The organism is Cytobacillus sp. IB215316, from assembly GCF_033963865.1.
GTDB classification, from domain to species: Bacteria; Bacillota; Bacilli; order Bacillales; family SM2101; genus Nanhaiella; species Nanhaiella sioensis.
On the sequence record NZ_JAXBMC010000003.1, the window covers coordinates 305,956 to 317,853 of the forward strand.

Sequence of the window (11,898 nt, forward strand, 5' to 3'; positions counted from 1 at the left end):
AGGACGTGAAAATGTCCAACTTTCTCATCTGATGAACATTTAGTTAAAGGAGGCTGCGATCAATGGCAAAAAAAATGCCTGAAATAGGGGATTATAAATACGGTTTTGCGGATAAAGATGTGTCGATTTTCCGTTCAAAACGAGGTTTAACTAAAGAAATTGTTGAAGAAATTTCTCGCATGAAGGAAGAGCCACAATGGATGCTCGACTTTCGTTTGAAGTCGCTAGAGCATTTTTATAATCAAGCGATGCCACAATGGGGTGGAGATTTAGCGAGCTTGAATTTTGATGACATCACATATTATGTGAAGCCATCTGAAAAATCCGAGAAATCATGGGATGAAGTTCCAGACGAAATTAAAACAACTTTTGATAAACTAGGTATTCCTGAAGCAGAACAAAAATATTTAGCTGGAGTATCTGCGCAGTATGAATCTGAAGTCGTTTATCACAATATGAAGGAAGACCTTGAAGATCTTGGAATTGTGTTCAAAGACACTGATTCTGCTCTAAAAGAAAATGAAGATATCTTCAGAGAGCATTGGGGGAAAGTCATTCCACCAACTGATAATAAATTCGCTGCATTAAACTCTGCAGTATGGTCAGGCGGATCGTTTATTTATGTTCCACCTGGAGTTAAGGTAGATACACCTTTACAAGCATATTTCAGAATCAATTCTGAAAATATGGGACAGTTTGAACGTACACTTATCATTGTTGATGAAGGTGCACACGTTCATTATGTAGAAGGTTGTACGGCACCAGTTTATACAACAAATTCATTACACAGTGCTGTCGTAGAAATTATTATTAAGAAAGACGCGTATTGTCGTTATACGACGATTCAGAACTGGGCAAATAATGTCTTTAATCTCGTAACAAAGCGTGCGGTATGTGAAGAAAATGCTACGATGGAATGGATTGATGGTAACATCGGTTCGAAGCTAACAATGAAATACCCAGCTGTTATTTTGAAAGGTGCAGGCGCAAGAGGGATGACATTGTCGATTGCGATCGCTGGTAAAGGACAGCATCAAGATGCTGGAGCGAAAATGATCCATCTTGCACCTAACACATCGTCAACAATTGTATCGAAATCGATCTCAAAGCAAGGTGGAAAAGTAACTTATCGTGGAATTGTTCATTTTGGTCGTAAAGCAGAAGGATCAAGATCTAACATCGAATGTGATACGTTAATTATGGATAATAAATCTACTTCAGATACAATTCCATATAACGAGATTTTAAATGATAATATATCGTTAGAGCACGAAGCGAAGGTTTCAAAAGTGTCTGAAGAACAGTTATTCTATTTAATGAGTCGTGGTATTTCTGAGCAAGAAGCAACAGAAATGATCGTAATGGGCTTTATCGAACCATTTACTAAGGAGCTCCCAATGGAATACGCTGTTGAAATGAACCGACTGATCAAATTTGAAATGGAAGGTTCAATCGGATAATTTATAATGGTTAAAGAACTCACATATATTGTGGGTTCTTTTCTTAATTTGCGTTGTTCATCGTTATATTTTATAGGAGGTTATTATGATTTACATCGGTCTTACAGGCTGGGGTGATCACGATAGTTTATATCCAAACAAGGCTTCCTCACGTGATAAGCTACATCATTATAGTGCTCATTTTCCAATCGTAGAGCTAGATGCGTCCTTTTATGCCATTCAACCACTACAAAATATGGAGAAGTGGGCAAATGAAACACCGAATTCCTTTCAATTTATTGTTAAAGCATATCAAGGGATGACTAGGCATTTACGAGGGAAAGTACCATTTAATAACATAGAAGAGATGTTTAATGACTTTAGAGAATCGCTGAAACCTTTAATAGAAAGAAAAAAACTCGCTATGGTGCTATTTCAATTTCCGCCTTGGTTTGATTGTAAAAAGGAGCATGTAGATTATTTACGTTACTGTCGTGAAAGAATGCAGGAAATTCCATGTGCCCTCGAATTTAGGCATCAATCATGGTTTATTGATCATTACCGACATAAAACGATACAGTTTATGATTCAAGAAGGTTGGATACATAGTATATGTGACGAACCCCAAGCAGGAGAAGGTTCAATTCCAACGATCCTTAATACAACAAATGAGCAAAAAACACTCGTCCGTTTTCATGGCCGTAATGTCCATGGCTGGAATAAACCTAATTCTAGTAACTGGAGAGAAATTAGATATTTATACCGATATAATGATGTAGAGCTGGAGCAGTGGATAAAAAATCTACATCAACTGAAGAAGAATTCTGAAAATATATATGTGTTGTTTAATAATAATTCTGGGGGAGATGCAGCTGACAACGCCAAGCAGTTAATTTCAATGTTAGAGATACAATATAATGGTTTATCATCAAAACAGCTGGATTTATTTTAGAAGATGAGTTCAACATTCATATATACAGATAACGTAGCCTCCAGGATGGTGAAATAGACTAGCACCATCAACATTACCCATGAAGGTCATTTTTACTTTCATGGGTAATGTTCCCTATCCCTATTCATTCATCAATTTTTTCGAATAAGGCATACTCATCATTATTGATTTTTGCAATCATAAGAGTGGGGTCTTCCATGACAGAATAAATGACTGTTCCTTCTTCTAAATGGTTGGAGACTAAGTGATTAACAGGGTGGTACTCTTCCTCGATTTGTCTCTCAATTGCACCTACTTTTTCATTAATTGTATACGAGACTGTTGCTGATGGTTCGACAAGTAAAAAGCCATCTCCATCTAACGAAAACATAGATCCATAACCACAAAGGTCGTATGAAGCAGCTTGGCTACATCCACTCACGATAAACAATATGCCGAACAGCAAAAATATCCCCTTCTTCATTCATATTCCTCCTCTTATATCAGTCGTTATGCTTCTATTCATATTCATGCTTGTACCGTTTCATTCACAAAATAAATTATACAAATTGCTAAATGCAAGGCTTCTTTTTTTGAAAACTAACTTCAATGCTGCAAAAATAAGAAAAGTTAGTAGTAGTCATCATTTACAGTTGCCATAGTTTTGAATAAAAAAAGATGCCACGACTTGTAATTGTGTACATGTTTAATTACTTAGTCCGACAAACCACAATGGAAGCGAAAACAGCTTTACGTAAAGCTCTTTTCGAAAACTAAGTAGTACAATCATTACAAAATCACAGCTACAAGAGGTTTCGTGAGAATATCTACGTTATATAAAAAGAAGAGATGCCACGACATAAATTTAAATACGTGTTTAATTACTTAGTACGATAAACAATAGAAGCGAAAACAACATTGTGCAAAGGGAAAGTAACCAATACACAATATGAACTAGTTAATTTGATTTAGAGAAAGTCTGAGCCTTTTTCTTGAGAGGTAGGCATAAGCGTAAACATGATTAAGAGAAATATCATACCATGTAGCATAATACAAGATATTAGGAGTGATATTTCAGTATGGTTAAACATATAAGCACTTCCAGCTGTTGTGGTAAGACCGCGAAAGGTGATTGTAACATTAATATCGAGGATTGTTGTTTATGTGAAATAAGCGGTTGTATCGTTCAAGATTGTATAGACCCATCTTCATTGATGCCTGTAGTAGATCAATACGAGTGTTCAACGTGTGCAGGAGATTGGTGTATTAATATTCAAAATGACTCGATTTACTGTGATCCAACTATGCCTGCTTCAGATTCTAATCAAATAGAAAATTGTACAATTGTCGCAAGATTATTATCACCTACAAATGATGTAGTAAAAGAAATTAGAGTATTCCCAGGACAGAAAAAATCGATTGTAGCAAAGAATGTATGTGCGCTTGAAATACAAGGTGAACAGGCTAGTTTTGTGAATTCATGTATTGATGGCGTTCCTAACGATGTGTGTATGAATATAACACCAAATACTATTCAACCTACATGTAACCAAGTAAGAGGTTCATATGAGGGCACAGTAAGAATGCTTCCTAATCCTCCAGCATGTAACTGTTAACTGTTATTTCGTGGCTGCTAGTTTAGTTTTTGAGAGGTTAAAGACGTTAAAGACGTTAAAGACGTTCTAATAGCGTATAATGACTTAATTTCAGTTTGTAACAAGGTTATGCTGATTATAAAAACATTTATACCGTTGTTTTTTCCTTTTCATGGAGTGATACAAGGAGGAGAGGGGGAGTTTTCGCAATGATAACAATGACACCAATCATAATTGAAAATCAACAATTTACTGCCATTACTGTAAAGCTTCCTAAGACGAATTTCATGGCAGTAACGAATGATAAAGGGTATATAATGTGTGGTGCGCTTGATGTAGCCTTGCTTAATGAAAAGCTGAAAGAAAGAGGAATCATAGCTGGAAGAGCAGTCGGGGTAAGGACAATTGAACAATTACTAGATGCACCTTTAGAATCGGTAACACTCGGAGCAGAAAAGCTAGGCATTGTAAGTGGCATGAAAGGAAAAGAAGCGCTTTTAAAGATGGAGTAGTCTGGTAAACTAGATGTTTAGCAGACTATTTTTTAAGTAAAATTTGTCTAATGATTCAGTTTTTGGGAGGAGGAGACAATGTTAACGTTTAAAATAGTGTATACTTTTACATAGAATCTTGAGTAGCCATCACTATAATTGTGAGGAGTATTTTATGAGACTAGTATCAGTAGATTCAATACATCAAGGCACGAAATTAGCTAAGCCTATATACAATGATTTTGGACAAACCTTGATAAATAATGATATTGAGTTAACTAACCGAATGATTCAACGATTAAAACAGTTAGGTATAACTTTTGTATACATAAATGATAACCGAACAAATGATATTAACCCAAAACAAGCAATTTCTATCGATTTACGGAAGGAAGCCATAAAAGAAATTGAACATACATTTTTAGAGGTTAAAAATCCAAAACAATTTTTGAAATCATCAGCATTTTATGAAGCTTCACAACGTTTCAAAAAAATTGTTGATCAATTACTTCAAGAATTAAAGTCAAATAAAGATTTATTCACACTTTTAGCAGACATTTTTTCGTATGAACACTATATTTTTAACCACTCGTTAAATGTAACAATGTATTCGCTAGCGATTGGTCTAGAATTGAATTTAACAAATAAAGAGTTAGAGACAATTGGTATTGGTGCATTATTTCATGATATTGGGAAATTAATGGTACCTAAGAATATATTACTTAAGCCAGGTAAGTTAACATATGAAGAATTTGAAGAAGTGAAGAAACATACGGAATATGGATTTGATGCACTTCGCAAGATTGATACAATACCTTTGGTAGCAGCTCACTGTGCATATCAACATCATGAAAGGCTAGATGGATCTGGATATCCAAGGGGCATAAAAGGAAATGAAATTCACTACCTTGCACGACTAATCGCTGTCGCTGATGTTTTTGATGCAGTAGCATCTAATCGTGTATATCGAAAGGCTATGCTTCCCCATGAAGGATTGGAGATTTTATATTCTGGATCTGGAACTCAATTTGAAAAAAATATTGTAGAAGCTTTCCGCAAAGCTGTAGCGATTTACCCAGATGGTTTAGGTGTTGTTTTAAGTGATGGTCGAAAAGGTATTGTGGCAAAACAAAACCCAAATAGTAGTGATCGTCCAATTATTCGTATATTAGAAGAAAAAGGGCAAATTCTCACTTATCCGTATGATATTAATTTAAGTAAAGAGTTGCACATTGTTATCGTTGATTGTGAAATGCGAACATTTACAAGTAATAAGGAGAAATTAATACCAAAATTCTAGCGTTAAATCCCCCTTGTCTGCATACATATAGCTTGTAAGGGGGGATCTTGTTTTGTCACTATACAACCGCCGTTTTCGAAAAAAAGGGCCGCTACCCTTTCGGTATGTTTTTTTATTAACGTTTGTCTTTTTTATCTTTTCTACTGCTACTGGTTTATGGATTATTAATAAGGGAATAACACCGACGTTGATGGATGTGGCTGAGAAAGAATCAGAACGAATTGCTACATTAGTCATAAATAATGCAGTAAATAAGCAGATCAAAGAAGGAATGGAGACTGAAGGACTAACTAATAATGTAACTACAGATGAGGATGGCTATATTTATATTACTAACATCAATACTGGCGTTATTAATAGTATATCAGCACAAATAACAAATAGGGTTCAACAAAACCTTGCGAAAGTACGGAAAGGCAAGGTAAATGAACTAGAGGTACCAGATGTAGATATCGAAACAGAAGGTGATGAAGAAGGTAACGGTGTTATCTTTAATATACCACTAGGGCAAGCAACTAATAATGCCTTGTTAGGTAATTTAGGACCGTCCATACCAGTTCTTTTTTATATGGTTGGTAGTGTGAAGCCCAATGTAATATATGAAATGGAGCCATGGGGGATTAATAATGTGTTACTAATTGTGAAAGTAGAATTAGAGGTAAATGTGCAGGTTGTCATCCCGTTTGCTACTGAAACAGTTCCAGTAAAAACAGATGTCATATTAGATAGTAAAGTCTTTCAAGGTAAAGTACCTGATTTTTATAATGGCGGTGGCGATACTCAACCTTCTATTGAAATTCCTATGAATTAAGCTTGTTTTAACTACATTTTATTGATATAATAATTTCAAACTGAATAATTAACCTTATCTGATCGATGAGGTAGAGGACGCAAAAAGTATGATTAGGCTATGTAAGGATGACAACGATGATCATAGCTGAAAGGATTTTTTGCCGAAGTGAAAATAATTTGTCGAAAATATTTTTGCTGGGGTTACCTTGAATAAGGGTAACACTGTCATTATGGAAAGCATCGTTGCATATTTCATAATGGAGGGCTACTGATCGTGATGGAGGATAACATAACATTACAAAGAGTAATGATAGGTTATTTTCTATCATTACTCTTTTTGTGCTTGTTTCATTTTATTTAAATTAGTAGCCCTCCAAAAAAAATTTTTAGGAGGTTATTTAAATGAGTGGAACAATTTATTCGCTAATTCCACCACTGTTGGCAATACTTATGGTTATTGTCACGAGAAGAGTTTTACTTTCACTAGGGGTAGGGATTTTGTCTGCTGCTCTACTTCTTCATGAATTCTCTATTACCGAAGCTGGTAAGTCAATGTGGGGTAGTTTTTCAGCAATCTTTGTATCAGACGGAGCTCTTAATACTTGGAATGTGTATATTATTTTCTTTTTACTATTATTAGGATTAATTACTGCATTTATTTCTATTTCAGGTGGTAGTAGAGCTTTCGGAGAGTGGGCATTAAAGCGTGTAAAAACTAGAGTAGGGGCACATCTAGTTACTGCATTTTTAGGGATTATTATATTTATTGATGATTATTTTAACAGCTTGGCAGTAGGACAAGTGAGCAGACCCCTTACAGATCGTCATCGCATCTCTCGAGCAAAGCTAGCTTATTTGATCGATTCGACTTCGGCGCCGATATGTGTAGTATCACCTGTATCAAGTTGGGGAGCATACATTATCGGTATAATTGGTACGATCCTAGCGGCACATAGTGTTGCAGATATAACACCGTTTGCTGCATTTGTACAAATGATTCCGATGAATTTTTACGTTATCTCAGCAATAGCAATGGTGTTTATAGTCAGCATTTATAATGTTAATTTAGGTGCTATGAAAACGCATGAGCAAAGAGCTGTTGATTCTGGGAATGTTGTTGACCCAGACAAAAAAGAAGTACCTGGTGAATTGAAAGAAAATTTACCTGTGAGTGACAAAGGCTCAGTTTGGGATTTAGTACTTCCTATTATAGCTTTAATTGTAGGTGTAGTCGTAGCGATGATTTGGACAGGTTGGGCAAATGTTGCTGAGGGAACTCCCGTTACTGCACTAGCTATATTTGAAAATACAGATGTAACGGGTTCATTGTTATACGGTGGTTTATTCGGTCTGTTAATTACTTTAATTATGTTTATAAGACAGGCTACGATTTCTCAAAAAATATCTTTTGAATTAATTCCGAAAGGCATTGTTGAAGGGATTAAATCAATGCTTCCTGCAATTTGGATCTTATTATTAGCATGGATGATTGTTGATTTAATTGGTCAATTAGAAACAGGTGTATATTTAGCAGGACTTGTGGAAAGTTCGAACTTAAATATTGGTATGATACCAGTTATCATGTTTCTTATTGCTGGGATTATGGCGTTTTCTACTGGTACATCATGGGGAACGTTTGGTTTAATGCTTCCGATTGCTGGACAAATTGCGGCTACAGTAGATATAACAATATTGCTTCCAGCAATGTCTGCTGTCTTAGCTGGCTCAGTATTCGGAGACCATTGTTCACCGATTTCAGATACGACGATTTTATCTTCAACAGGGGCTGGAAGTCATCATATTGATCATGTATTGACGCAGCTTCCATATGCTATTATTGCAGCAGTAGTAGCTTCTATAGGCTATTTAGTATTAGGATTTACGAATAGTACTTTAATAGGGTTAGCTGTTGTACTCTTAATGTTAGTTGGTATATTTATTTTTGCCAAGCAGAAACAAAGTAGTAGTTCTCAGGCTGTAAATGCCGCATACAATAATAAATAGAATTGCAAGTGAGCCAAAAGGATTAGCTTAAGCACTCATTGAAAGTATAAAGGTTAGGTACTCTAATATATTATACAAAATAATGAGTTGTAAGAGCTGATCCTTTCTTTTTACATCTAAATTTAGCTTAAAAACCTTATGAATAATAGCATTTGAGCATACTCTACCAATGGTTTATTTATATCCATTATTTTGAAATATCTTTTTTGTAAAAAAACAAATAATGTTTTGACAAATGTCATTAGAACTAGCTATACTATGAATAGATTATATTAAATAATCAGAATATATAAAACTTTCCGTTTAAATTTAGTCGAGTAGATATCATTCTTATTTACTAGATACGGAGAGGTAAAATATTAAAAGGAGGTAATGCAAATATGGATAATCGTCCACAGTGGGGAACGCGTGCTGGGTTTATTTTAGCAGCAGTAGGTTCAGCTATCGGCCTAGGTAATATTTGGCGCTTCCCAGCAACAGCGTATGAAAATGGGGGAGGAGCATTCTTTTTACCGTACTTATTCGCATTAATAACTGCCGGTATTCCACTTCTTGTTATGGAATTTACAATCGGCCATAAATATCGTGGCTCAGCCCCTCTATCATATGCAAAAGTAAGTAAAGGCTCAGAATGGCTTGGTTGGTGGCAGGTTGCAATAGCCTTTGTCATTTCAACGTATTATTCTGTTATCATTGCCTGGGCAATGAGCTATACTGTATTTGCCTTTAACCTAGGCTGGGGGGATAAACCAGTTGACTTTTTAGTAGGTGATTATTTACAAGTTACAGACGCAGGAAGCTTTGGAAGTCTTGTTCCAGGAGTACTTATTCCTTTAATTATCGTCTGGGTTGTAACACTAGGGGTATTATTTGCGGGAGTTAAAAAAGGTATTGAGATTGCGAATAAAATTTTTATTCCAGCACTCGTTGTATTATTTTTAATTATCGTTATCCGTGCAGTAACTCTTGATGGAGCAATTACAGGTCTAAACGCGTTCTTTAAGCCTGATTGGAGTGCTCTTTCCGATGGTACGGTTTGGGTTGCAGCATACGGACAAATTTTCTTCAGTTTATCTATTGCGTTCGCGATCATGATTACTTATTCTAGTTACCTTCCGAAAAAATCGGATATTACAAACAACGCATTTATTACAGGGTTCAGTAACTCATCATTTGAATTATTAGCTGGTATTGGAGTATTTAGTGTATTAGGGTTTTTGGCTACAGCTCAAGGTGCTTCTGTTGATGAAGTAGTTAGTGGTGGAGTTGGCTTAGCCTTTATGGTATTCCCTGAAATAATTAACTCGTTCCCAGCATTGAACGAAGTGTTCGGAGTATTGTTCTTCGGATCATTAGTACTTGCAGGATTATCATCATTAATATCAATTACTGAGACGTACATTGCTGCTGTACAAGATAAGTTTAAATTGTCGAGAACAGCTGCTGTATTTTTTGCTGGAGGTCTTTCAGCGGTTATCTCATTGGTTTTTGCAACACAAGGGGGATTGAATTTCCTTGATGTAGCAGATGCATTCATTAATAACTTCGGTGTAGCATTAGCAGGACTGTTTGAAGTTATCTTAGTCGCTTGGATTGCAAGAGATTTGAAAAATCTTCAAAATCATGCAAATGCCATTTCAGATATCAAGCTAGGTCTATGGTGGAAAGTTTGTTTAGGAGTTATTACTCCAGTCGTATTAGGATATATGATGTTTGAGAACTTAAAGACGAACCTGATATCAGAATATGGAGACTATCCAAGAGAATTCATTTTTAATTGGGGTTGGACAGTTGCGATAGGCGCAATGCTTATTGGTGTCATATTCACATTTAAAAAATGGGATAGTAAAGCTTTACAAGTGAAAAAAGATAAGGAGGTATCTGGGTAATGGATGGTAGTGCAATCGTAATGATGGTCCTAGGTATTCTTATCATTTGGGGTGGTTTAGCAGCAAGTGTAACAAATGCTGTTATAAAAGCGAAGAAAAAATAACTAATAAAAAGCATCGACAGTTACATTGTCGATGCTTTTTATTGCACCTTTGCCTTTAGCTTAAGAAGATAAACGTGTGCTCGCTTTTTTGTCTGAAGTTAGAAGACAAAATACGCATTCAGTTGATAGGCCACCTATTTTATTCATAGCAAACTGCTTAGTTTTATTACTTATTTCGTTCTTGTCGTTCCCATGCTTTTAAATGCGGATATGGATCAAATGACCATTCGATGTTTCCATTGTCTTTATACATTCCATAATGCAAATGAGGAGGGAATTTTCCAGCAGTTCCTGGTGGTCCATAACCAGTGCTACCGACAGAGCCGATGACCTGACCTGGCTCTACAACTTGACCAACCTTAATATTATCTGCAAAACCATTTAAATGTGCGTAGTAATGATACGTGTTAGAAATGTCACGGATCCCTATCCTCCAGCCACCGAGCCTATTCCACCCCTTGATTTCAACAACTCCATAGCATGTAGAGCGTACAGGTGTTCCATAATTAGCAAAAATATCAGTTCCTTCGTGGCTTCGTCTGCCTCCCCAACTCCTAGCATACCCCCAAGTACTTCTATAACTATAATTACTATTTAAAGATACAGGAAATGCGTGTTGAGTAAGATCTAGCTTCCCATATGTTTGATACAATTTGGCATGACTTAATATTACATCAACAGATATATCACGTTTATAATAATCCCACAATGCAATTTTAATACTTTCATGGTCTGTTCCATTAGCTAAAAAGTGTTGAGTAAAGGTATATAGAACATCTTCCCCATTTTGCTGATCAGCTAAACCATCACCATCACCGTCCATTCCTATGCCGCCAAATAATTGAATGGAATAGAGGTCTTGATCAGCTTTGTTTGGATTTAAGGGACCTGTCCACATATCTGAATTAATATAAACACCTATAATCCCTTCGTCATCAGGAATGTCCCTCCTAATTCGTCGTACATTACGTTCATATTGATCAACAGCTGCTAAATAATACCACGGGATTTGTGTGACTGCTTCAAATTTCTTGTATAGTCCCATTCGTTCATTGTAAGTTTGTTGTACATTTTTTTCCTCAGCATGAACGACATACGTTTCAGTAAAAAGGATTGCAAAAATGATTAATAATACCATAGAAATACGTTGCACGAAATTCATTTCTCCCTTCTATTAAAGGTGTTAAAAAAGTGAGGAAAAAATTTGAGTTTGTTTGCTATATCACTCGTATCCATTACCGCACAAACTTGAGCGCTTAAAGCTAAGCCTTCTCATGTTAATTCTGTTGGTGAAGCTCCTTTGATCCCTCTCTGAGCTACTTAATGTTAGTTTGTAGCTAAGTAGTATTTTAA

Annotated in this window: 11 protein-coding genes and 1 riboswitch; of the genes, 9 read left to right on the forward strand and 2 right to left on the reverse strand. The window is 35.8% G+C overall.

Annotation, left to right across the window (positions count from 1 at the left end; translation table 11 throughout):
- The first annotated feature begins 62 nt into the window (after positions 1-62).
- Positions 63-1,460 carry a Fe-S cluster assembly protein SufB gene (sufB, locus tag SLH48_RS08505; RefSeq protein WP_214481075.1) on the forward strand — a complete coding sequence of 466 codons (1,398 nt, stop codon included), beginning with the start codon at positions 63-65 and terminating at the stop codon, positions 1,458-1,460.
- Positions 1,461-1,545: 85 nt separating this feature from the next.
- The gene (locus tag SLH48_RS08510; protein WP_320257813.1) at positions 1,546-2,391 is read left to right on the forward strand and encodes a DUF72 domain-containing protein; all 846 of its coding nucleotides are present in this window, start codon (positions 1,546-1,548) and stop codon (positions 2,389-2,391) included.
- Positions 2,392-2,515: 124 nt separating this feature from the next.
- Here the strand turns inward: SLH48_RS08510 and SLH48_RS08515 are convergent, their stop codons facing one another.
- Positions 2,516-2,854 (reverse strand): hypothetical protein, encoded by a 339-nt coding sequence (locus tag SLH48_RS08515; RefSeq protein ID WP_320257814.1) that lies wholly within the window; start codon positions 2,852-2,854, stop codon positions 2,516-2,518.
- A gap of 595 nt (positions 2,855-3,449) precedes the next feature.
- Here SLH48_RS08515 and SLH48_RS08520 point away from each other — a divergent pair.
- The 7 genes from SLH48_RS08520 (at position 3,450) to SLH48_RS08550 (ending at position 10,545) form a co-directional block, all read left to right on the forward strand.
- On the forward strand, positions 3,450-3,986 hold the full coding sequence (locus tag SLH48_RS08520; RefSeq protein WP_320257815.1) for a hypothetical protein: 537 nt from the start codon (positions 3,450-3,452) through the stop codon (positions 3,984-3,986).
- A 188-nt stretch (positions 3,987-4,174) separates the two neighbouring features.
- Entirely contained in the window at positions 4,175-4,477 is a 303-nt protein-coding gene (locus tag SLH48_RS08525) for a YunC family protein (RefSeq protein ID WP_320257816.1), read from the forward strand.
- A 154-nt stretch (positions 4,478-4,631) separates the two neighbouring features.
- A complete protein-coding gene (locus SLH48_RS08530; protein WP_320257817.1) occupies positions 4,632-5,756 on the forward strand; it encodes an HD-GYP domain-containing protein in 1,125 nt (374 codons plus the stop codon).
- Between the two features lie 52 nt (positions 5,757-5,808).
- Positions 5,809-6,567 (forward strand): sporulation protein YunB, encoded by a 759-nt coding sequence (gene yunB / locus SLH48_RS08535; RefSeq protein WP_214481069.1) that lies wholly within the window; start codon positions 5,809-5,811, stop codon positions 6,565-6,567.
- A gap of 63 nt (positions 6,568-6,630) precedes the next feature.
- Positions 6,631-6,824, forward strand: a riboswitch (Lysine riboswitch).
- Positions 6,825-6,950: 126 nt separating this feature from the next.
- Positions 6,951-8,552, forward strand: a complete 1,602-nt coding sequence (locus tag SLH48_RS08540) for a Na+/H+ antiporter NhaC family protein (protein ID WP_320257818.1) — start codon at positions 6,951-6,953, stop codon at positions 8,550-8,552.
- Positions 8,553-8,932: 380 nt separating this feature from the next.
- Entirely contained in the window at positions 8,933-10,441 is a 1,509-nt protein-coding gene (locus tag SLH48_RS08545; protein WP_214481067.1) for a sodium-dependent transporter, read from the forward strand.
- Entirely contained in the window at positions 10,441-10,545 is a 105-nt protein-coding gene (locus SLH48_RS08550) for a methionine/alanine import family NSS transporter small subunit (protein ID WP_214481066.1), read from the forward strand. Before SLH48_RS08545 ends, SLH48_RS08550 begins: the two co-directional genes overlap by 1 nt.
- Before the next feature lie 166 nt (positions 10,546-10,711).
- Here SLH48_RS08550 and SLH48_RS08555 read toward each other — a convergent pair whose 3' ends face one another.
- Complete coding sequence (locus SLH48_RS08555; RefSeq protein ID WP_320257819.1) at positions 10,712-11,707, reverse strand: M23 family metallopeptidase; 996 nt, start codon at positions 11,705-11,707, stop codon at positions 10,712-10,714.
- Between the last annotated feature and the right edge of the window lie 191 nt (positions 11,708-11,898).